The 21,805-nt window shown below is 75.3% G+C and carries 19 protein-coding genes and 1 pseudogene; 7 read left to right on the top strand and 13 right to left on the bottom strand.

Annotation, left to right across the window (positions count from 1 at the left end):
* The first annotated feature begins 267 nt into the window (after positions 1-267).
* Complete coding sequence (locus ACF053_RS01320) at positions 268-2,514, top strand: SpoIIE family protein phosphatase (protein WP_391951867.1); 2,247 nt, start codon at positions 268-270, stop codon at positions 2,512-2,514.
* A 563-nt stretch (positions 2,515-3,077) separates the two neighbouring features.
* Here ACF053_RS01320 and ACF053_RS01315 read toward each other — a convergent pair.
* Together ACF053_RS01315 and ACF053_RS01310 are read right to left on the bottom strand one after the other, a co-directional pair.
* Positions 3,078-4,154, bottom strand: coding sequence for a GNAT family N-acetyltransferase (locus ACF053_RS01315; RefSeq protein ID WP_391951866.1), 1,077 nt, complete (start codon positions 4,152-4,154; stop codon positions 3,078-3,080).
* A gap of 356 nt (positions 4,155-4,510) precedes the next feature.
* Entirely contained in the window at positions 4,511-6,865 is a 2,355-nt protein-coding gene (locus tag ACF053_RS01310; protein ID WP_391951865.1) for an Orn/Lys/Arg family decarboxylase, read from the bottom strand.
* A gap of 251 nt (positions 6,866-7,116) precedes the next feature.
* Between ACF053_RS01310 and ACF053_RS01305 the strand changes: the two genes are divergently transcribed.
* Both ACF053_RS01305 and ACF053_RS01300 read left to right on the top strand, forming a co-directional pair.
* Positions 7,117-8,337 (top strand): serine hydrolase domain-containing protein, encoded by a 1,221-nt coding sequence (locus tag ACF053_RS01305; protein ID WP_391951864.1) that lies wholly within the window; start codon positions 7,117-7,119, stop codon positions 8,335-8,337.
* 206 nt (positions 8,338-8,543) lie between these two features.
* Positions 8,544-9,725 carry a serine hydrolase domain-containing protein gene (locus ACF053_RS01300; RefSeq protein ID WP_391951863.1) on the top strand — a complete coding sequence of 394 codons (1,182 nt, stop codon included), beginning with the start codon at positions 8,544-8,546 and terminating at the stop codon, positions 9,723-9,725.
* 122 nt (positions 9,726-9,847) lie between these two features.
* Here the strand turns inward: ACF053_RS01300 and ACF053_RS01295 are convergent, their stop codons facing one another.
* The gene (locus ACF053_RS01295; protein WP_391952617.1) at positions 9,848-10,102 is read right to left on the bottom strand and encodes an EF-hand domain-containing protein; all 255 of its coding nucleotides are present in this window, start codon (positions 10,100-10,102) and stop codon (positions 9,848-9,850) included.
* Positions 10,103-10,387: 285 nt separating this feature from the next.
* A complete protein-coding gene (locus tag ACF053_RS01290; protein ID WP_391951862.1) occupies positions 10,388-10,732 on the bottom strand; it encodes a helix-turn-helix transcriptional regulator in 345 nt (114 codons plus the stop codon).
* 120 nt (positions 10,733-10,852) lie between these two features.
* Between ACF053_RS01290 and ACF053_RS01285 the strand changes: the two genes are divergently transcribed.
* Positions 10,853-11,236, top strand: a complete 384-nt coding sequence (locus tag ACF053_RS01285) for an STAS domain-containing protein (RefSeq protein ID WP_391951861.1) — start codon at positions 10,853-10,855, stop codon at positions 11,234-11,236.
* A 291-nt stretch (positions 11,237-11,527) separates the two neighbouring features.
* Here ACF053_RS01285 and ACF053_RS01280 read toward each other — a convergent pair whose 3' ends face one another.
* From ACF053_RS01280 to ACF053_RS01260, 5 genes are all read right to left on the bottom strand, one after another.
* Entirely contained in the window at positions 11,528-11,833 is a 306-nt protein-coding gene (locus ACF053_RS01280; RefSeq protein WP_391951860.1) for a DUF5133 domain-containing protein, read from the bottom strand.
* 96 nt (positions 11,834-11,929) lie between these two features.
* On the bottom strand, positions 11,930-13,513 hold the full coding sequence (locus ACF053_RS01275) for an adenosine deaminase family protein (protein WP_391952616.1): 1,584 nt from the start codon (positions 13,511-13,513) through the stop codon (positions 11,930-11,932).
* Between the two features lie 225 nt (positions 13,514-13,738).
* Positions 13,739-14,143 (bottom strand): ATP-binding protein, encoded by a 405-nt coding sequence (locus ACF053_RS01270; RefSeq protein ID WP_391951859.1) that lies wholly within the window; start codon positions 14,141-14,143, stop codon positions 13,739-13,741.
* 426 nt (positions 14,144-14,569) lie between these two features.
* Complete coding sequence (locus ACF053_RS01265) at positions 14,570-14,992, bottom strand: acyl-CoA thioesterase (RefSeq protein WP_391951858.1); 423 nt, start codon at positions 14,990-14,992, stop codon at positions 14,570-14,572.
* Between the two features lie 110 nt (positions 14,993-15,102).
* Positions 15,103-15,444 carry a DUF3140 domain-containing protein gene (locus ACF053_RS01260; protein WP_391951857.1) on the bottom strand — a complete coding sequence of 114 codons (342 nt, stop codon included), beginning with the start codon at positions 15,442-15,444 and terminating at the stop codon, positions 15,103-15,105.
* A 285-nt stretch (positions 15,445-15,729) separates the two neighbouring features.
* Between ACF053_RS01260 and ACF053_RS01255 the strand changes: the two genes are divergently transcribed.
* Both ACF053_RS01255 and ACF053_RS01250 read left to right on the top strand, forming a co-directional pair.
* The gene (locus tag ACF053_RS01255; RefSeq protein ID WP_391951856.1) at positions 15,730-16,179 is read left to right on the top strand and encodes an SRPBCC family protein; all 450 of its coding nucleotides are present in this window, start codon (positions 15,730-15,732) and stop codon (positions 16,177-16,179) included.
* A 322-nt stretch (positions 16,180-16,501) separates the two neighbouring features.
* The gene (locus tag ACF053_RS01250) at positions 16,502-16,900 is read left to right on the top strand and encodes a hypothetical protein (RefSeq protein WP_391951855.1); all 399 of its coding nucleotides are present in this window, start codon (positions 16,502-16,504) and stop codon (positions 16,898-16,900) included.
* 104 nt (positions 16,901-17,004) lie between these two features.
* Here ACF053_RS01250 and ACF053_RS01245 read toward each other — a convergent pair whose 3' ends face one another.
* The 4 genes and pseudogenes from ACF053_RS01245 to ACF053_RS01230 all read right to left on the bottom strand — a co-directional run bounded on the left by ACF053_RS01245 (position 17,005) and on the right by ACF053_RS01230 (position 20,452).
* Entirely contained in the window at positions 17,005-18,060 is a 1,056-nt protein-coding gene (locus ACF053_RS01245; RefSeq protein WP_391951854.1) for a serine hydrolase domain-containing protein, read from the bottom strand.
* A 174-nt stretch (positions 18,061-18,234) separates the two neighbouring features.
* Positions 18,235-18,809 (bottom strand): annotated as a pseudogene (locus ACF053_RS01240) (GNAT family N-acetyltransferase).
* Positions 18,810-18,934: 125 nt separating this feature from the next.
* Positions 18,935-19,759 carry a glycerophosphodiester phosphodiesterase family protein gene (locus tag ACF053_RS01235; RefSeq protein WP_391951853.1) on the bottom strand — a complete coding sequence of 275 codons (825 nt, stop codon included), beginning with the start codon at positions 19,757-19,759 and terminating at the stop codon, positions 18,935-18,937.
* A gap of 219 nt (positions 19,760-19,978) precedes the next feature.
* Complete coding sequence (locus tag ACF053_RS01230) at positions 19,979-20,452, bottom strand: MarR family winged helix-turn-helix transcriptional regulator (protein WP_391951852.1); 474 nt, start codon at positions 20,450-20,452, stop codon at positions 19,979-19,981.
* Between the two features lie 108 nt (positions 20,453-20,560).
* On the opposite strand from ACF053_RS01230, the gene ACF053_RS01225 reads away from it, so the two are divergent.
* Positions 20,561-21,724, top strand: coding sequence for a hypothetical protein (locus tag ACF053_RS01225; RefSeq protein ID WP_391951851.1), 1,164 nt, complete (start codon positions 20,561-20,563; stop codon positions 21,722-21,724).
* The last annotated feature ends 81 nt before the right edge of the window (positions 21,725-21,805 follow it).

Here is a 21,805-nt window from a genome sequence, read left to right as displayed (position 1 = left end):
CGCGGCGGCCGGGCGGCGACGGGCCGGGGCACGACCGTCGCCGCCCGGCCGCCCGGCCGCCCGGCCGTCGGCCGGGAGCCGAGGGCGGGGTCACGGGTGGGCGACGCGGCGCAGGGCCCCTGAGATGAGCGTATTGTCCTGGTATGGGTGACGGGTGCACCACCCGGTCCGGTACGGGTCGCCGGGGCGACGCCGCGCCCCGGCCGGTCGCGCGGCCCGCCGGGCGCCACCGCGTGCCGGTCCCCGCCGGAGCCGCAGGGGGCCGTGGTGACCCCGCGCGATGAGGAGCCCGTCGGCACCGGCCGGCTCGACACGGCGCTCGCCGACACCGTACGGCGCACCGGCGCCTCCGCCGGGGGCGTCTACCTCCTCGACGAGCCTGCCCAGGCGCTGGACCTGGCGGTGATGTGCGGCGTACCCGCGGAGGTGGCACTGCCGTGGGGCCGGATGGCCGTGGCCGCCCCGTTCCCCGTCGCCGACGCCGTTCGGGAGGACCGCCTGGTCTGGGTGGCCTCCCAGGACGACATGGCCCGCGCCTACCCCCGTGCCGCCGCGGGCCTGCCGTACCGGTTCGCGCTGGCGGCGGCTCCGCTGCCCGGCCGGGCCCGCTGCTGGGGCGCCCTGCTCCTGCTGTGGCCGGCGAGCCACCCGGAGGCCGCCACGCGCCGCGAGCAGGGGCACATCACAGCCGCCGCCCGGCGTATCGCCCGCACCCTCGACGAGGCACCCGTCCCGGCCGCCGCGCCCGCCCGCCCTCGCCTCATCCCGCTCACCGCCGACCGCGCGGCCGACCCGTCGCACCACGCCGCCGCCGACTACGTCGAACGCCTGCCGGAAGGGGCCGTGGCGCTCGATCTGGAGGGGCGGATCACCTTCCTCGACTCGACCGCCGCGGCGCTCCTCGGCCGCGGGGCCGACCGGCTGCGGGGCACCCGCCCCTGGCAGTCGCTGCCCTGGCTCGACGCCCCCTTCGTGGAGGACCACTACCGCACCGCCGTGATCAGCCGCGACCCCGTGGCCTTCACCGCCCTGCGTCCTCCGGGCACGTACCTGCGCTTCGAGCTCCACCCGGACGCGAGCGGCATCAGCGTCCGCGTCACCCGCGCCACCCCGCCCGACGGCCCCGAGCCCGTGCCGCCCGGCCCGGCCCCGGCCCGTGGTTCCGCGCCCGAGCCGACCGCGCCCGAGCCGACCGCGCCCGAGCCGACCGCTCCCGAGCCGACCACTCCGGCGCCCGCCGGCACCGCCGGTCCCGCGCCGCCCGGCACCGTCCCCGCCAGTACCTCGGCGTCGGACGCCGCCCATGTCGGTCGGCTGTACCAGCTGCTGCACCTGGCGGCCGCCCTGACCGAGACCGTCGCCGTCCGCGACGTCGTCGACCTCGTCGCCCAGCAGATCCTGCCCGCGTTCGACGCCGACGGCCTGGTGCTGTCCGCCGCCGACGCCGGCCGGCTGCGGATCACCGGCCACCACGGCTACGACCCCCAGGTGATCGAGCGCCTCGACGGGCTGCCGCTCGACACCGACCTCACCCCGGCCGGGGACGTCCTCGCCACCGGCGTCCCCTCCTTCTTCGCCGACCCCACGGAGATGGCGCGCGGCTACCCGAAGGCCCCGAAGATCAGCGGGAAGCAGGCGTGGGCCTTCCTCCCGCTCGTCATCTCGGGTCGCCCGGTGGGCTGCTGCATCCTCTCCTACGACCACCCGCGCCCCTTCACCGCCGACGAGCGGGCCGTGCTCACCTCGCTGGCCGGCCTGATCGCCCAAGCCCTGGACCGCGCCCGCCTGTACGACGCCGTGCACGACCTCGCACACGGCCTCCAGCAGGCGCTGCTCCCGCGGAGCCTGCCCACGGTGGCGGGCCTGCGGATCGCCGCCCGCTACCTCCCGGCGAGCCACGGCATGAACGTCGGCGGCGACTTCTACGACGTCATCCGCATCGACCCCACCACGGTCGCGGCCGTCATCGGTGACGTCCAGGGCCACAACGTGGCCGCGGCGGCGCTCATGGGGCAGGTGCGCACGGCCATCCACGCCACCGCCGGCGCCGCCCCCGGCGAGGTCCTCGCGCGGACGAACCGCGTCCTCGCCGACCTGGAGACCGACCTGCTGGTGTCCTGCCTCTACATGCACATCGACCTCGCCCGGGGCCGGGCCGCCCTGGCGGGCGCGGGCCACCCGCCGCCGCTGCTGTACCGGCCGGGGCGGCCGCCGGGACCGCTGCCCCTCGACCCGGCCCCGCTGCTCGGCGTCGACGTCGACCTCTCCTTCAGCGTCACCGACCTGCTGCTCACGCCCGGCACGACGCTCGCCCTCTACACCGACGGGCTGACCGAGGTCCCCGGCGCCGATCCCGAGCGCATCACCGCCGACCTCGCCCGGTACCTGGCCGCACACGCGTCCCAGGACCCCGGCCTCCTCGCCGACGGCCTCATCCGCCACGCCTGGAGGTCGAGCCGGTACACCGACGACATCGCCATGCTCCTGCTCCGGGCGGAACCGCAGGACCCCTGACGTCCGCCGGGGAAGGCGCGAGCCCGGGAGACCGGCGGTTCGGGCGGACCGGGCCCGGCGGGAAGCCGGCGGGCCCGGGACGGAAGGTGGCCCCGCCACCGGGACAGGAAGGGGTGGCGGGGCCAGGTGCCCGGACGCGCGGCCGGGGGGAGTCGCGCCGGCTCGGGTCCCCGTCCGGATACCCCGCCCCTCCGGGGTCATGCCGGGCCGTTCCGGCGTGTGTCCGGGGCGCGTCGCGCACGCACGGCCGAGGCGCCCCGACCCTGCGGAACGACCCGTCCGGGGGCCGGCGCCGGGCCCGGACGGCCCGCGGCCCGGTCACCTGGCGCGGCACTCGAACGGATCCGGCCCCGGCCGGCCCCGCAGCGCCGCGGGCCTGGCCCGGGGCCCGGGCCGAGTCGCGGCGCCGGTCCGGCACCCGACCCCGGCGCCGGTCCGGCATCCGGCCCCGCGCCCGGTCCGGCATCCGGTCCGGCAGCCGGCTCCGCGCCCGGACGGCACGCGGCCCGGGCCGGGGCGGCCGGGGCCCAGGCCCGGCCCGGGTAGCCGGGGCGGTGCCCTGGTCAGCCCCGTCGGAGCCCGCCGCGCCGCAGTTCGTAGCGGACGACCCCGTCGCCGGACCCGACCGGCCGGAAACCGGCCCGCCCGACGACCGTGTGCGAGGCGGCGTTGCCGTGCTCGACGGTGGCGCGCAGCAGCCTCGCCTCCGGCCGGGAGAACGCCCACGCGGCGAGCGCGCGCAGCGCCTCCGTGGCGTGGCCGCGGCCGCGTGCCGACTCCACGACGTCGTACCCGATCTCCACCGCGCCGTCCGTGTCCGGCGCGGCGTGGAAGCCGATGCCGCCCACCGCGCGCCGGTCGGAGGCGCGGACGATGACGTACACGCCCCAGCCCGGCCGGTACGCGCCCACCTCGTGCGCCTGCTCGACCAGGCCCCCGGCGAACCGGGTGCCCTCCGCGGGCCCTCCGGCTGCCCAGGCGAAACCGCCCTCCCCGCCGTCGTGCAGGTCCGCGGCGAGGTCCGGTGACAGCTCGCACAGGACGAGCCGTCCCGAGCGGATCGGGTCGGCGTACCAGCGCCAGGCCCGCAGTCCGGGCAGATCGTCGAGCCCGCCGCGGCCGGTGGCCCACAGCAGCGTCCGCCACGGGTCGTGGTCGCGCGGCGCCTGCGGGAAGAGGCGCTCCACGGCGCGGGCGCACAACGGTCCGGGCGGCCGCCAGTCCGGGGCGCCCAGGGCCGCGACGACGTCCCGGGTGTGCACCAGCGCCTCCACGACGCCCATCGCCGCGAAGCCGTCGCCGTCCGCGTGGCCGTACGGGTGCCAGGCGCGCAGGTCCCGGGGTGCCCGGAACACCGCCGCGGCCAGCAGCCCGCCCGTCGCCTCCACCAGGCGCACCAGCCCGTCCGGGGTGGCACCCGGCTCGGGCACGACCTCGAACGGCACGTACCCCTGCGCCACGCGACCCGCCACCTGGGCGGCGTACCCCGCGAAGCCCTGCGCGAGGTGCACCACCGCGTCGCGGCAGCTCCACTCCGACCCCGCGGCCGGCACGGACCAGTCCCGGTCCGCCACCTCACGCAGCGCGGCGGTGGCGAGACCGACCGCCGCGTCGACGTCCTGCGCACCCGTCGTCCCCATGACGGCCAGCCTAGGGTGACTCCGCCGGTCAGGTCGGGTCCGCCCCCACCTGGCCCCGCCGGCTCCGAATGGCCCGGGAAGACGGCGCCCCCATGTCCCGCGGAGGCGGACCACCGGCCGCGTACCGTCCGTGCCGTGCCGGACGTCCTGCCACCCCGCGGGCCCCAACCAGCCCTTCGTGCCGTCCAGTTGACTGACTCCCTCGGTGATGGCGCCCACTCCGTCACCTCCGCCCTGTACTTCACCCACGTCGTCGGACCCGCCGGGAGCCGTCGCCCGCGCACGCCGTCACCGCGTCGCCGGCCGCCGCCGCACCGTGACCGGGACGGCGGCGGCCCTGAGGGCGGGCGGTCGGGTCACGCCTGATGCAGCAGCGCCTCCGGGTCCGTCTCCTGCGGGCCCGTCGGCCGCAGGCACTCGATGAGGTAGTCGCCGGTCTCCGGGTCGAGGGTCACCCCGTGCGTCTCGCTGCGGAAACCGGGGAAGCGTCGGTCGAACGTCTCCAGCGCGGTGAGGTACCGCAGCAGCGGCCCGTCGGGCGCGCGGACGCCCTCACCCGGCATGAGCACGGGGATGCCGGGCGGGGTGACGGTGACCATGGCGGCGGCCACCTGCCCCGCCGCGTCCGCGAGGCGTACCCGGTGCGTGCCGCCGCGGATCAGTCGCTGGTAGCACCGCTGCGGCGGGGCGACCGGCTCGGGGAGCTCCCGGAAGGCGTTGTCGAGCAGGTCCACGAGGCTGGCGGAGCGCAGGTGGTCGTGCATGTCCTGGCACAGCGCGCGCAGGGTCTGGCCGGCGTAGCGGTGCGGGTGCTCGGCCACCAGCGCGGGCAGGACGCGGTCGATGGGCGCGTCGGTGTCGAAGAGGGACTTGAAGTCCGTCAGCGCGTCGAGGAGGGTGCCCCACTTGCCCTTCGTGATGCCCATGGAGAACAGGACGAGCGTGGTGTAGCTGTCGGTCTTCTCCACGACGATGTTGCGGGTGGCCAGGTAGGCGGTGAGCACCCGCGCCGGGATGCCCCACTCGGCCGTCCCGCCGGTGGCGTCGATGCCCGGGCAGGTCAGGGTGACCTTGATCGGATCGAGCATGCAGTACCCGTCGGTCAGCCCCGGGAAGCCGTGCCAGTCGGCGTCGGGCTCCAGGTGCCAGCAGGAGGGCTCGGTGCGCAGCAGATCGGCCGGGGCCTCGTCGAACGGCAGCCGCTCACCGGTGCCCGGGTCGGTGACGGCCGGGGGCTGCCACACGCCGAAGAACCACGGCGGCCGGTCGCCGGCGTCCTCGATGCGGCGCCGGATGCGCACCATCTCCTGGCGGAAGCGGACGGCCTCCGTCACCGCCTCGTCGATCAGCCAGTGGCCCTGCGGCCCGTCCATCATCGCGGTCGCCACGTCCAGCGAGGCGATCATCGGGTAGAGCGGCGAGGTGGTGCCGTGCATCATCAGCGCCTCGTTGAACCGCTCGTGCTCGACGGGCGCCCTCGGGGCGGGCCTGACGTGCACCATCGCGCTCTGCGAGAGCGCCGCCAGCAGCTTGTGGGTGGACTGGGTCGAGAAGACCGTCGGCCGGTCGGGGCCGGGGAAGGCGTCCTCGTCCACGGACATCCCGTACCGGCCCGCGTAGAGCGGGTGGAAGCGGGCGTACGCGAACCACGCCTCGTCGAAGTGCAGCCGGGGGGTGCTCGCGGCGAACGCCAGTGCCGCCGTGGGGGCGTCGTAGCACAGGCCGTCGTAGGTGGAGTTGGTGAACACCGCGTACTGGGCCCGCGCCGACACCGCCTCGGCGGTCAACGGGTTGGCGGCGATCCGGGCCGCGACCGACTCCGCGTCCAGTTCCGCCGGCGGCAGCGGCCCGGCCAGGCCGTAGCCGTTGCGGGTGGGGACGAGGTAGACCGGGCGCGCGCCGGAGACGACCAGCCCGTGCAGCACCGACTTGTGGCAGTTGCGGTCCACCAGCGCGATCTCGTCGCGGGTGGCGCTGAAGTGGCCGACGACGCGGTTGCAGGTGGAGTCCCCGTGCAGCACGAAATAGGTGAGGTCGGCGCCGAAGACCCGGGCGGCGTTCCGTTCGGCGGCGCCGATCGGCCCGCTGTGCTCGAACAGCGAGCCGAGCGCCTCGACGGAGATCGACAGGTCGCTGCGCAGCAGCCGCTCCCCGAAGTAGTCGTGGAACGCCCGGCCGACGGGCGACTTCAGCAGGGCGACCCCGCCGGAGTGCGCCGGCGTGTGCCAGGAGTACTCGTGCGCGTCGTCGAAGCGGCGCAGCGCCCGGAAGAAGGGCGGCAGGATCGCCTCCCGGTACGTCCGGGCGGCGGAGGCGATCCTGCCGCCGATGAACCCCGGGGTGTCCTCCAGCGGCCACACGTACCCGACGACCGACTCGGACACCCACAGCGGCAGGTCGCGCACGCCGTCGCCGTCCATGACGAGGAACACCGGCAGGTCCCGGTAGCGCCGGCCGAGGGAGCGCAGCACCGCCGCACCGCCCGGTTCGCCGTTCGCGCCGGGCCGGCCGGGCAGCTCCCACGCGACCATCGCCGCCGTCAGCCCGGCCTCCGTGCGCAGGACCGCCTCCGCGTCGGGCACGTCGACCGCCCACCGGACGTCGAAGCCCCGTTCCTCGATCGCCTCGCGGATGCGGACCATCTGCTTGGCCCCGGCACCTTCGTCCTTGTGATGCTCCCGTACCGCCACCAGAACTCGACTGTCCGCCATGCGGCTCCCTTCCCGGGCGGCCCGTGCCGCCGCGGCCCAGTCTGGGCAGCCGACCGCCGCGCACGGGCCCGACGGGGCGGGAGTCACCCGCAGGGTGGAACGGATCGCCCCCACTTCCCCTCCGCAGGGGCCGGCCGTGGCCACGGCCGGTGCCGGGCTCCGCGCGCCGGTGGATCAACCACGTCGTCCCCGCCCGGCGTCCCTCCTCCCACAGGGGGCACGACCTGCCCCCGGCGACCGGGGAGGCCCCCATGAAGCAGTGGTCCGTACGTACCGCCTCGTCAGCCCTGGCCCTTTCGGTGATCGTGGGGTGCGCCACGCTCGCGCCGACCGCGCAGGCCGTGCCTCCGGGCCACGGCCACGAAGCGACCCGGCGGGCGCTGGAGGCGCTGGTCGAGGAGGGCGGACTGCCCGGGGCGGCAGCCGAGGTACGGGACGGCGGCCGGCGGTGGTCCGCCACGGCCGGCCACGCCGACACGGCCACGGGCCGCCCGCGCACGACCCGCGACCACTTCCGCGGGGCCAGCATCACCAAGACGTTCATCGCGACCGTCCTGCTCCAACTGGAGGCGGAGGGCAGGCTGAGCCTGGACGACACCGTCGAGGAGTGGCTGCCCGGCCTGCTGCACGGCAACGGCTACGACGGCTCCGAGGTGACGTTGCGCCGACTCCTGGACCACACGAGCGGCATCGCCAACCACACGCAGGACGAGGCGTTCCTGCACGACGCCGCCGGCCCCGGCTTCCCGGAGCACCGGTACGACTCCCACACGCCCGAGGAGCTGGTGGCGATCGCCCTGCGGTACCCGCCGCATCCCGACCCGCGCAGGGTGCCCGTCTACTCCAACACCAACTTCGTGATCGCCGGGATGGTCATCGAGGAGGCGACGGGCCGTCCGTACGCCGAGGAGGTCACCCGCCGCATCATCAAGCCGCTGAAGCTGCGGGGCACGTCGTTCCCCGGCACGTCGCCGCGGATGCCGCAGCCGCACCCGGTCGGCTACTCCCGTCTGCACCGGGACGCCCCCGACGCGCCGATCCACGACGCCACCGAGCAGAACATGACCTGGCTGGGCGCCGCCGGGGACGTCATCTCCACCACCGGCGACCTCAACCGCTTCCACCGTGCCCTGCTGCGCGGCGAACTGCTGCCTCCGGCGCAGCTGGAGCGGATGCTCGACGAGGTGCCGGCGGACGACGGCACGGGCTTCGGGCTGGGGGTCGAGTTCGCCCGGCTGTCCTGCGGCGTGGAGGTGGTGGGCAAGAGCGGCCGCACCAACGGCTCCCTGTCCGCGATGGTCGGAACGGTCGACGGCGAGCACCAGCTGACGTTCAACGCCAACGGCGACTGGCTGCCGGACGGGAAGCTCTACGTCGACGTGATCGAGGCGGAGTTCTGCGGCGAGCCCCCGTCCCGGAGCGCCACGCGGTCACCCTCGGCGGAACGCTTCTTCCAGCCGTCGGCCGGCTGACGCCGCCTGCCTGACGCCCTGACGCCCACACGCCTGCCTGACGTCCTGACGCCTGCCGGTCGGCTGGCGTCTGCCGGTCGTCTGGTGCCGCCTGCCGGGCGACCGACGCCCGGCGCGGTCCGCCGCCCTGTCCATCCGGTCAACCCCCGCTCCTCCGGCGGGTGGTCCGGATGGCCGGCGACGGGGGCCGTTCCTAGTCTCGGATCATGATCTTCCGCCGTACACGCGTCCCGGCCGCCGTCCTGACCCTCGCCCTGTCCGTTCCGCCGTCCGGCGCGGCCGCCAGGGCCGCCGCGCCGCCGCCCGCCCCCGCCGCCTGGTCCGTCCAGCAGGGCGCCGACGCCCTGCGCGACGCCGGGGTCACGGGCGTGTCCGTCCGGCTCGACACCCCCGAGGGGGAGGTCACCGCCCGCTCCGGCGTCGGTGACCTCCACAGCCGCCGCCCCGTCCCCCGGGACGGCTACCTGCGCCTCGGCAGCGTCACCAAGACCTTCGTCGCCACCGTCGTGCTCCAACTCGTCGACGAGGGGCGGCTCACCCTCGACCGGACCGTGGAGGAGCTGCTGCCGGGGGTCGTCTCCGGGGCCGGCATCGACGGCCGGAAGATCACCGTCCGTGACCTGCTCCGGCACACCAGCGGCCTGCCCGACTACACGGCCGACGTGTTCCCCGAGCCGAGCGCCCGGACCTACCACGCCAACCGGTGGCGCTCCTACCGGCCGGAGCAACTCGTCGCCCTGGCCGTCCGCCACGAGCCCGCCTTCCCGCCGGGCGCCGGCTGGGCGTACTCCAACACCAACTACGTCCTCGCCGGAATGATCATCCGGAAGGTCACGGGCCGTTCCTGGGAACAGCAGGTCCACGAGCGCGTCCTGCGGCCGCTCGGCCTGCGCCGCACGGACACCCCGGGCGCGTGGCCCTTCCTCCCTCAGCCGCACGCGTCCGACTACCAGCAGTTCGCCGAGGACGGCCCCCTGGTCGACACCACGATCCCCTACCGCCCCTTCGACACCGGGGCGGACGGTTCCATGACCGGCACCGCGCACGAGCTCAACCGCTTCTTCGCCGCGCTCGCCGGCGGGCGGTTGCTGACGCCGGCCGCGCTCGCCGCGATGCGGACCACCGTGCCCGTGCCGGAGGGGAGCGGCCACCCCACCGGGACGCGGGACGGCCTGGGCGTCTTCTCCACCCCCTTGTCCTGCGGCGGCAGTTACCTCGGGCACGGGGGGAGTGGCTTCGGCTACGTCGTCCTGGCCGCGACCACGACGGACGGCCGCCGGACCGTCACCGTCTCGGCCCACAGCCGCCCGGCGGACCCGGCCGCGGCGGCCCGCCAGGAGGGGGCGCAGCGCGACCTCGTCGACCGCGCCCTGTGCCGCGGCAGGTGAGCCGTCCGGGTACCTGCGGGCCGTGCCGCACGGTACGGCGGCATCGGCGTCGCCCCGGGGCCTGCCGTCCGCCCGGGAAGCCCCCGGGACGCCCGCGCCGTCCCGCGTCGTCCCGGCGGGTGTCAGCGCCAGCCGAAACGCCGGTCGACCACCGCGGCGAACTCCTCCAGGGTCAGTACCGCGTCGCCGTTCTGGTCGGCGGTGTCGAAGAGCGCGGAGGAGGCGTCGGAGTCCCCCAGCCCCCAGAACGGCAGGTCCCCGGAGGCGGCGAGGGACGGGCCCCTCACGCGCAGGGCGGTGATCACCTCTTCGCGGGTCAGGATCCCGTCCTGGTCGAGGTCCAGTGCCTCGAACAGCGTCCTGGCCTTGTCACTGATCACGTCGTCCCCGTCCATCGCTTCCGTGAGCGGGGGTCGACCCGCTCACGGACGAGAACGCCGCCGGCCGTCCGCCGGTTCCCACCCGCCGGCGGCAACCGACCGGTACCGGCCACGCGCCGGACGGCACGACCGTGTCGCCGAGGACTTTCCCCCCCGGCGGACGCCGTGCCACGCGCCACGGCCTTCGTGTCCCGGACCGCAGGGCGCCCCCGACGCGGGAGGAGCGCCTCGCCCGGCGGGCGTCGGCGACGGCGCCCCGTGCGGCGTGGGCGGTACCCGGCCTCAGCGGGTCGCCGGTTGGCGCGGAGCACCGGGGGAGGTGCGGTCGCTCTCGTCCTGGACGAGGAGGGAGAGGAGCGAGGCCACGGTGAGCCCGGCCTCGGCCGGGTGGCGCAGGACCCTGTTCGGGTCGATCCGGTAGGTGTTGCTGCGCCCCTCACGCGTGTGGGAGAGGTAACCGTCCCGTTCGAGGTCCGCGATGATCTTCTGGACCGCGCGCTCGGTGAGGCGGCAGTGCGCGGCGATGTCACGGATGCGGCTCGTGTGGTCGTCGGCGATGGCTGCAAGGACCCGGGCGTGGTTGGTCAGGAAGGTCCATCCCGTGTGCGGCTCTGGTACTCCGTCCATGCCCCTACCTTAACGAGGCGGTCTTCACGCATTCAAAAGCACGTATAGGATTTCGTGTATCTGTTGACGTCTGTGGGCAAGAGGGAAAGCCTGGAGGCGGATGCGAGGGAGAGGCGTGGCATGCCTGAGGATGCGTACCGTGCGCCCGCGGAAGAGGGCAGACCGGCGGTGGACGCCGAGCCGCCGGCGGGTGCCGGACCGCGACTGGCGACGGCCGACGTGCGCGCGGAGGGGCGGCGCGTCCGGGTCGCCGTGGCGGGGGAGCTCGACCTGAGCACCGACCGGCGGCTCGGCGACGACCTGCGCGCGACGCTGCGGAGCTCCGCCCAGGGCATCGACCTCGACCTCCACGCCGTGCGGTTCGTCGACTGCTCGGGCCTCAACGCCCTGTTGGGCCTGCGATGCCAGGCCCTCGAAGAAGGCAAGACCGTCGTCATCCGCTCCAGCAGTCCGGTTGTCGACCGCCTGCTGGAACTGACGGGAGCGGACGGCCTCTTCGGCTGACCGCCCGGCCGCCCGGCCGCAGCGCCCCCGGCCGCCCGGTCAACCCTGCCCGCAGACCCCGGCCGTCCGGTCTGGCCTGCAGCCGCCCCGGCCGTCTGGTCTGCGGCCCAGCCGCCCGCCCCGGCCGCTGCCCGCCCTCCTCCCCGGCCCGCCGCCCGCCTGGCCGGCCGTGACTCCCTCCGGTCCCCGCCATGATCCGACCGACCCGGCCCCGTACATGCCGACCCGCCCCGGCCGATACCGGCGTGGCCGGTCCGGGGGGCGGGTGGGGGTGACGTGACGAGTTCGGGGTCAGGCCGCGAGCTCGGCGCCCTCCGTCGCGAGGACGGGGCGGTCCGCCCCGAGCGCCTGCGAGGCCAGCATGGCGTCCGCGGCCGCCAGGGCGTCGTCGACGCACGCGGTGCCGGTGGCGACGCACAGGGTGTAGACGACGTCGTCCAAGCGGTGCTGGAGCCCCTTCTCGCCGCGGCTCTGTGCGATGCGCAGGTCCGCGTAGCGGGCGAGCAGGGTACGCAGGTACTGGGGAGCAGGTGTGAGCACGGGCAGCCCTTCATCGATGGCCAGTGCCGCGCGCCTACCCCGACTCCGAACAAGCATGCCGAAATCTCCCGCCGGAACTTCACGGGAGCCGGCGCCCGGGCCGAGTCCGTGCCGTCCGCACGGGTGCGGGCCCCTCACGGAGGCGGGCGCACCTCACGGCGCCGTGGCCGGGCCACCCGTGCCGCCGAGGGACTCGAAGCGGTGGAAGGCCGCCTCCTGGCGCCACTGGACCGCCGCCTTGGGGCTCGCCGCCAGCAGGGCCCGGCAGGCCACCGCGGGCTCCGCCGCGCCCGGCCAGGAAGTACGGCAGGCACGGACGCGGTGGTAGCCGTCACGGGTGGGGTTGCCCGACCAGAGGCTCCCGCCGGAGGAGAAGGAGTACTCCAGCGAGGCCCGCGCCAGGTCCTTCAGCTCGGGGTAGGACAGCCCGTACGCCTTGGCGGCGTACTGGTACTCGCGGCTGATGTCGGTACGGCTGACGCCCGGGTCGTCGGTGGCGAGGACGACGGGCACGCCGAAGCGGCGGTACGTCTCGAAGGGGTGGTCCGCGCCGCGCACGCCGAGGATCTGGGCGTTGCTGGTGAAGGGGACCTCCACGGCGGTCTCCCGCGCGGCCATGGTGCGGGCGGTGTCCCGCCAGTCGTCCTCGTGGCGGAGGCCGACGCCGTGGCCGATGCGTTCCGCGCGGGCGACGGTGACGGCCTGCCGGATGTGGGACCGCAGGTGGCGCGGCGCGACCAGGCCCGGCCACAGTTCGCCGGCGTGCAGGGGGAGGCGCGCCCCCGGGTAGGCGGCGCGCAGGTGGGCGAGCATCCGCAGGTGGAGGTCGTGGTCCCGCAGGGCGACGGCCCCGTCCTCGGGCTGGACGAGGTTGACCGCGACGAACCGCGGGTCGCGTTCGGCCAGGCGCATCCCGAGAGCCATCTGTGTGAACACCAATCCGGGCGGGCCGCCCCTCAGGACGTGGGAGACGAAGCGGACCGGCAGGCGGCACCCCGGTTCGGGCCGGTCCGTCGTACAGCGGGCCGCCGCGCGGAACTCGGCGTCGGCGTCGTCGGCCTCAGCGCGCGCCGCGGTGACCAGCGCGTCCAGTCCGCCGCCCGTGAGGAGCCGGCGGTGCGTCCGGGCGGGGTCACCGTCCCAGCCGGTGCGGGCCGCGAGGGCCTGCGCGCCCTCGGGCACGGGGCTCACCATCGTCTCCAGCGCGAACTGGTTCTGCGCGACGACCTCGTTCGCGACCTGGGCGAGCTGCTTGCCGCGGTGGCGCCGGGTGACCTCGGCGAACCGCCCGAACGTGGCGAAGAAGTGGTCGTGGCCGTCGCCTGTGGGCGGGAAGTCCCGCATCGACCAGGCCCGCACGACGGCGTCGCGGAAGGCGCGGTCGCGGCGGGCGTCGGAGGCGGGGCGGGTGCCGGAGCCGCAGGGCGGGGGGACGGCCGTCATGGTGGCGTCGACGCACAGCCCGTCCTCGGCGGCCAGGCGCAGCAGGTACTCGGTGCGGACCGCCCCGGCGAGGTGGTGGTGCAGGTCGGCGCCCTTGGGGAGGCGGCGGAAGAAGGCCCGCAGGTGCCGCGGGTCGTCACGGATGGCGTCCAGGTAACGGTCTGTGCCCGCCTCCCCGGCCGTCGGCGTGCGGGGCGGTGCCGCCCGGCGGGGTGCGGGCGCGGCCCCGGCGGGGGCGGTGCCCGGCGGCAACAGGGGCAGCAGGGCGACGGCGCCGAGCGCGGCGGCGAGCAGGACGCGGGCCCGGATCCGTGCCCGGGCACGGGTGCGTGCCGTGGCCCGTACCGGGACTCCCGTTCGGTCCCGGTGGCCTGCCGGGTCGGGGGAGTGGGGGTGCGTGTCGGTCACCCCGGCAGCATCGCCTCGTGAGGGCGGCCAGGGGGTCCCCGCAGCGACGGGCGGGGGACGGTCCACCCTCCCGGGTGACCCGGCCGGGCCTCCCGGGAGGGCGGGGAAGCGCTAACCGGTCGGGGTGAAGCAGGCCGTGATGGTCTTGCCGTCCTTCTGGGGGTGCGTGTGCCAGTGGTCGGACAGGGCGTCGACGAGGGCGAGGCCGCGACCGCCCGGCGAGGTGGTGTCGGGAGTGCGCGGAGCGGGCAGTTCGCCCGCCGCGTCGTGGACGCTGACGTGCAGGCACCGGTTGTCCCACGTCAGCACCACCTGCGCGGAGCTGTGCGCGTGGACGTGGGCGTTGGTGATGAGTTCCGAGACGGCGAGCAGCACGTCATCGACCGTCTCCGGCGCCTGTTTCGTCCACCCCAGCGACTCGAGGTGCTCGCGCGCCCACTGCCTGCCCGCGCGCACGCCACCGGAGATGGGAAAGGAACGGGCCCAGCCCACAGCCTTCATCGAAGAGTCGGTCATCGGTTCTCCTTCACCGTCGGTCATTCGCCCACATCGACGCGTGTACCCGCCCGCCCGGAATGCACCGGTCCCGACTGCACCGCCCACACGAGAAGGAGGACAGGGCGATGTCCCCCCTGTCCGGCTCCGGCGGGTCCTCGGCCCGGGCGGGTCCTCGGCCCGGGGCGGCAGCGGCGAAGCCGGCGACCGGCCGTGCCGGCGCACCGGGGGCCCCGCCTCCCGGCCGTCGCGGTGGCCAGCACCCGGCGGCCGGTGCGAGGGACCGGGCCGGGGCGCGGCCTGTTCCGGGGAGGGCCGGGCCGGGGGGCGGAGCGACACTCGCTCACGGGCAGGGAGCCGGACCTGCGCTGTGGTCCACCGGCACCGCCACCGCCCCGGCTCCGCGCCCGCCACCGCCCCGATCTCGCGGGCCCGTCTGTCGGCCGGTCAGACGCCCATGACCTGCGGCCGGTCGGCGAGGCCGCGGAAGTGCTCGCGCGGGTCCGCCACCAGCCTGCGCGCCTCCAGGTCCATCAGCCCGCCGACGCCGGTCACCTCGGCGGCGACCGTGCCGTCGGCCTTCCGGATCGTCTGCTCGATGCGGAAGGTCTTGCCCGCGCCCCACAGGAAGGTGCACGAGACCCGGACCTCGTCCCCCGCGCGCAGTTCGCGCAGGTACCGCACCGTCACTTCGAGGGCCACCGGGCCGAGGCCCTTGCCCAGCAGGTCGCCCTGCCGGATGCCCGCCTCCTGGAGCAGCGACCAGCGGGCGTGCTCCGCGTACTGCAGGTAGACGGACTGGTTCAGGTGCCCTTGCGTATCGGTCTCGTAGCCGCGCACCACGACGGGCACCGAGAACGGCTCTGCCACGACAATCCCCTCCGACGGCCTCACCCACGACGACGCGCCGGCCCGTCCGTGGGACGGGGCCGGTCACCCCGGACCCTGCCACACCCGTGGTGCCGCCGGCCCGCCGGGTGTCAGGAGTCCTTCAGCGGGTCGTGGCCCCAGTTCATCAGGGAGTGGCGCCACCGGGTGTCCGTGACGTCGCCCGAGGGGCGCTGGGCCAGGTGCCGCTTGATGTAGCCGACGACCTTGCGCATGTGGGCGACGTCGTCGTCGCTCAGCTCGGAGGGGGAGGTGCGCAGCAGCCCGACGATGCGGCGGCCGGAGGCGTGGCCGGTGCTCTCGCCGCCGCCTTGGTGCTGTCCCGCGGCCGTGGACTCGTCCCGTTCCAGCCAGTCCTCCAACTCCCGGGGCGAGAGGTTGACGAGCCTCCCGAACTCGGCGATCTTCTCGTCGCGGTCGTCGCGGTCGGTCATCCGCGTGTCCCTCCGTCGTGGCGGGGCGTGTGCGGCCCCGTCGCCCCTGGGTGGCAGGTCCCCGCCATCGTTCCTCCGCCCGCGGGCGGGTACGGGCCGGGGCGGGCGGGTCCATCCGTTCGTGTGGCGCGGCCCTGCGCCACACGGACGCCCGGGCCGGCGCCGGCCGTTTCCCCGGGCGCCCAGTCATGGCCGTCCGGGTCGGGGGTATACGGGCGTCTCCGGAAGAGGCAAGCCCGTGGTTCCCGGCAGGGAGCGGCGGCGAGCGAAAGGTGAGACGCCACCATGTCGCAGGTCGAGGAATCCATCACCGTCAAGGTCCCGGTCCGCACCGCTTATGACCAGTGGACCCAGTTCGAGACGTTTCCCCAGTTCATGGAGGGTGTGGAACGGATCGAGCAGCTCTCCGACACCCTCACCCACTGGACGACCAACGTGAACGGCGTGGAGAGGTCCTTCGACGCCAAGATCACCGAGCAGATCCCGGACGAGCGGGTGGCCTGGACGACGGTGGACGGCGAGGCGCGGCAGGCCGGAGTCGTCACCTTCCACCGCATCGACGACACCACCACCAAGGTGATGCTCCAGATGGACTTCGACCCCAGCGGCGTCGCGGAGACGGTCGGCGACAAGCTCGGTTTCGTCAAGCGGCAGGTCAGCGGCGACCTGGAGCGGTTCCGGTCCTTCATCGAGGGGCGGGGCACCCCGACGGGCGCCTGGCGCGGCGAGGTGTGACGCGGGCGCGGCGTACGACGCCAGGGGCGCGGCAGCAGCCCCCGGACCGGCTTTTCGGTCCGGGGGCTGCCCCGTTTCCACGGCCCGGGGGGCTGTTCCCCGTCGGGGGCCGCCCCGACCGGGGACAGCCGGGCGCCGCCCCGTCATGGCCAGAACGTCCCTTACCGGCACAAGACCGGAGTGTCACCATCGTGGCGGGCCGACCGCTGCCGCACGGCCGCACCACGCCGCCCGCCGCGGGGGACCGCGCGCACGGGGACCGCGCGGCGCCCGGCCGGGCGGGATCCGGCCCGTCCGTCCCGCTGCCGGAGGAGAAGAAGACATGCACAAGCACCTCGCCCTGGGCACGCTCTCCGCGGCCGTGCTGGTTGCCGGACTGGTGATCGCGCCGACCGCGCAGGCCCGGCCGACCGGGGCCGAGTCCTGCTACGGGAGCGCGAAGTCCTACTCCAAGCCCTCGGGCAACCGCTGGTACCCGAACAACGGCTCCACCAGCCTGACCACGACCGCCAACTGCAGCGACATCAACATCAAGCCCAAGACCACCACGCAGATCGCGGTCTGCTTCCGTCCGTCCTCCGGAGGGAGCCAGTGCCAGCCCTCCTTCAAGACGGCGAAGGCCGGTGTGTGGACGGTCGTCGCCACCGACGTCAAGGACGGCACCCGCTTCATCTTCGACTTCGCCTCCACGACGGCCAACTCCGGCGTCTGGGCGGGCTGACCGGACGGTCCCCGCGACCGGCCCGCCACCGGACGGCCGGTCACCTCACGACCGACGGGCCCAGTCCAGGACCGACCGGCCCCCGGAACCGCGCCGGCCCACCGCTACGGCCGGGCCGGCGCGGCGTGCTCCCTCTGCAGGGTGGCGAGCAGCCCGGAGGCGGCGGCGTCCACCGACGTCCGGGTGTTGGCGAGGACGACGACGGCCGTCCGCCGCTCCGGGCCGAAGCCGACGAACGAGGAGAAGCCTCCGGTGCCGCCGTTGTGCCAGATCTGCGGGTGACCGCCCTGGCCCGGGTCCGGACGGTGGCCCACCCACCCGAGGTGCGCCCACGAGGAGGGGCCGGTGGGGTGCTCCGCCTCCCGGGTGAGCCGTACGGCGTCGGCGAGGGGCCCGGACGGGCCGTCCCACTGCGCGCGGACGAAGGCCACCAGGTCGGTCGCCGTCGACCGCAGTCCGCCCGCCCCGGCCAGGTCGGCCAGGTTCCACGGCGGGACGGGCCGCCGGTCGCCGTCGTGCCCCCGGGCCAGGCGGTCCGCGCGGTCGGCCTCGACGGTCACCACGGTGTCCACCAGACCCAGGGGGGCGCAGATCTCCCGGCGCACCAGCGACGCGTAGTCGGTGCCGGCCCGGCGGGCGAGCGCCAGGCCGAGCAGGCCGGCACCGAGGTTGGAGTACTGGAAGCGCTCTCCCGGCCGGGCGTCGAGACGGGTCCTCGCCAGACCGCGCAGCAGGACGCGGGCGGTGCAGCCGGCGTACGGGTCGGGCGTACCCGGGCGGAGCAGCAACCGCAGGAACATGCCCTTCGGCAGCCGCGGCAGCCCCGAGGTGTGCATCGCCAGGTGCCGCAGGGAGATCTCCGCGCCCCCGCGCGACGGCACGACCGCGTCCTCGGGCAGGAGTGCGGCCAGCGGCTCGTCCAGGTCCACGGTGCCCGCCACCGCGAGCCGTGCCAGGCACAGTGCCGTGAACACCTTCGTCACCGAGCCGATCTCGAAGAGGGTGTCCGCGCCGGGCGTGTCCGGCCGGTCGACCGCGACGCGTCCGGCACCCCTGATCTCCGCGTGGCCGCCGACCACCGTGGCCACGACCGCGCCGACGCCGTCCCCGGCGAGTCGGTCGGCGGTCTCCTGGGCGAGCATGCCGGGATCTTGTGTCATGTCCCCAGCATCATGCTCCGGCGGCCCCCACCTGATCGACCTCAGTGATGATCTTCGCTGGCGGTCGGCCCCTCCTGAGGGGCAGGGCGGACCCCGCCGACCGGAGGGCTCCGACCGGCCGCACCCCCCGGCTCGGTACCGCCCGGCCCGGAGCCCCGGCCGGCCGCCGGGCCCTCAGCGCAGGTCGCGGCGCATCAGGACCCGCGGGTGCCCGGCCAGTACCGAGGTGGTGTCGGCGACGTGGACGAACCCGGCGCGTCGACGAAGTTCGCGCGGAGCCCCGCGTACGCCATCGTCAGGTCGACCCGGGCGCCGCCGTTGTCCAGCGGGTACGCCTCGACGACCGGTGCGCCCTCGGCGCGGGCGAAGTCGACCGCGCCGGCGATGAGGGCGTGCGAGATCCCGCGCTTCCGGTGACCCGGGCGGACGCGGACGCACCACAGGGACCAGACCGGCAGGTCGTCGACGTGCGGGATCCTGCGGTTGCGGGCGAAGGACGTGGCGGAGCGCGGTGCCACGGCGGCCCAGCCGACCGGCTCGTCACCGTCGTACGCGATCACGCCCGGCGGGGGCGCGGTACGGCAGAGCTCGGCGACGTACGCGCCGCGTGCCGGGCCGCGTAGCTCGTTGTTGGCCTTGGACGGGAGCCGGTAGCTCAGGCACCAGCAGACGTTCGCGTCGGGTGACTTGGGTCCGACCAGGGTGCGGACGTCCTCGAACACGGTGGCCGGGCGCACGTCGATGGTCATGGGACCACGATGTCACGGCCGTGACGGCGGCGCGTCCCGGCCGGACGGCCGTCGCCGACGCCGTCGCCGAAGCCGACGCACGGCCCCCGGCCCGTCCCGTCCGGGTGACCGCTGCCGACGGGGTGTCAGAGGCACCTCTCGCTCAACCAGGCGGTGAAGTCCGCCGTCCACGACGTGGCCATCCGCACCGACGTGGTCGTCGAGCCGCGCAGCGCCAACTCCTGCTCCCACGAGGCGTGGTTGCCGGAGGCCGCGGGGGGCGGCTCCTCCCAGCCGATCCCGTCGACCCAGTACGGGTGGCCCGTGAGCGAGGAGGCGAGACCGGCCTCGAGGACGCGCCGTTCGAGCTCCGGCTTCAGCGTCGCGTCATGCGTGTAGATCATGATGTCCTGCGAGCCGACCCGCTCCACCATGGGCGAGATGACCTCCGACCATCCGGCTTCGCGGATCGCCGGGTCGGTGTGGAGCAGCGACTGCCTCGCCTCGCCCTTCAGCTCCACCAGCGGAATCATTCCCTGGGACGCGGCGCTGTCGAGCCACTCGCGGAAGGTGTAGACGGTCTCCCCGGTGTACGGCCCCCGCGTGATCGTACGGCCCTTGAGCGGGTCGGCCCCGGACTCCCAGGACAGCTCCGTGATGGCCTTGCGCGTGCCGGTCAGCCCGTTGGTCGTGGTGTTGTGCCACATCACGCCCGTGGCACCGTCCTTGGTGAGCTGGAGATCGGCCTCGACGCCGCTCGCGCCCCAGCTCTTCTGCTGCGCCAGGCCCCTCGGGTGGTTGGGCTGACGGATCTGGTCCCGCTGCCAGGGATTCGGGCCGGTGGGGTAACCGCCGTGCCCGAACACCGTCGGGCAGAGGGGGAGCGAGGCCGCCCCGGCGGGGCCCGCCTGCACGGTGCCGGTCAGCAGCGCCGCCGTGACGGCGGCCACCCCCCATGTCGTCGGCTTCATCCTTCTCCTCACCTCGTACCTGTCCCGGCACGCACGGGCGCGCCTGTCACCGCGTCACCGGCCGCGACGGGGGCCGGGGGTGCCGCCTCGCGCCGGCGCTCGGCGAGCGGCGCGGGCGGGAGGTGCCGCCGCAGCATACGAGGAGAAGGGGCGTGACCCGGCCCATGCGCGCGGCAGTTGCCGTACGGGTCGGCCGATGGGACCCGGGTGGGGGAGGCGTCACCCCGCGGGCGGTCGGCTGTGCGGGGTGTCCGGAGGGTCGGAGGTGACGGCGGTGTTGTAACGGACGAGGTACGCGGCGAACCGGGCGAGGTCCTCGGCGGACCAGTCCCGGAGCCGTTCCTCGTAGGCGGCGAACCGGCTGGCCTGCGTGGCGGCCAAGACGCGCCGCCCCTCCTCGGTGGGGTGCAGCACCTGCACGCGGTGGTCGTCCGGCTCCGTGCGGCGTTCCACCAGGCCGCTCCGCTCCAGCCCGGCGAGCTGCCGGCTCACCGTCGACTTGTCCAGCAGGTAGTGGGCCGCCAGGTCGGTGGCGCTGCACCCCGCCCGGTCGTGGATGTGGGCGAGCAGCGTGTACGAGACGAGCGGCAGGTCGGGGTGGAGCCGGGCCGCCGCGGCCCTGGCGCGGCGGGCGAAGGCGGTCAGTTCCCGCTGGATGGCATCCACGGACGTCTCACGCGCGTCGTCGCCCATCGTGCACCGCACCCCTCGTCGACCGGGCCCGCCGTCGGTCGACGCGCTGCCGGTTCGGTTGTATAGTACAACGGTTCTTTAGTTGTAAAAGCCAACCATGGAGGTCCAGTGTCCGCAGGACCGAACACCCCGGGAGCGCTCCGCCACGTCCTCGGGCACCTGCTCACCCCGCTGCTGATGTGCGTCGGCATGGGACTCGCCTACCTCGGCGCCTTCCACGCCCCCGCCCCCGACCACCTGCGCGTCGACGTCGTCGGCTCCGGACCCTCCGCCCGGGTGCTCGCCCAGACCCTGCAGGACGAGGGCGCCGGCGCCCTCGACGTCCGTACCGTGGCCGACCGCGGCGACGCCGTGACCGCCCTGCGCGAACGGTCCGGCTTCGGCGCCTTCGTCCCCGGCGCCCACCCCGAGCTGCTCGTCGCCAGTGCCTCGTCCGACACGACCGCCATGGCCGTCGAGAAGGTCTTCACCGAGGTGGCCGCCGCCCAGGACGCCCCCCTCAAGGTCACGGACGTCGCGCCCCTCTCCGACGGCGACCCCACCGGCCAGGGCGTCTTCTTCCTCCTCGTCGCGCTCAGCATCGGCTCGTACGCCTCCGTCGCCGTCATCGGCGGCGCCGGAGCCGTCCTGCCGATGCGCGTCCGCGCCCTCCTCGCCGCCGGCATGTCGCTCGTCGTCAGCCTCGTCGGCGCCCTCTTCGCCGGACCCGTCTTCCACCTCGTCGACCGGGGGCTGGGCGGACTGTGGGCGATGGCGTGGCTGTACAGCGCCGGCATCCTCCTCATCGGCGTCGGCCTGCACACGTACCTCAAGCGGTGGACGACCCTCGGCGTCATGGTGCTGTTCGTCATGCTCAACTTCACCAGTTCCGGCGGCATCTACCGGCCCGAACTCCAGCCCGGCTTCTTCGCCTCGCTGCACGCCTTCTGGAACGGCGCCGGCTTCGTCGAGGGCGCCCGCGCGCACGTGTACTTCGACGGCCACGCCCTGGGCGGGCACGTCCTCGTCCTGCTGCTGTGGTTCCTGGCCGGCGTCGCCCTGATGGTCGCCGCGGGCGTCACCGAGGCCCGACGCGCCCACGCCGCCCCGCCCCGGCATGCCGCCCGGCCCGTCCACGGGGCCGCCGACCGCGCCGTACCGGAACGCGCGGAGGAGGTGGAGCCGACGGGGCCGACGGGGACGGCCGGGACGCCCGGGGCGGTGCAGCGCGCCGACCGGACCGGGGCGGCCGAGGGGGCCGAGGAAGAGATGGAGGAGGCGGTCGGCGTCTGACGGCGCCGCGCCCACCGTCCCGCCGCCGGCCAGGGCCGGGCGAGGGGCCCCGGTCTTGATCGGCATCCGGGCGGCGCCTAC

The organism is Streptomyces kanasensis, from assembly GCF_043077165.1.
Taxonomy (GTDB): domain Bacteria; phylum Actinomycetota; class Actinomycetes; order Streptomycetales; family Streptomycetaceae; genus Streptomyces; species Streptomyces changanensis.
This window is presented reverse-complemented; position numbering and strand designations above follow the sequence as displayed.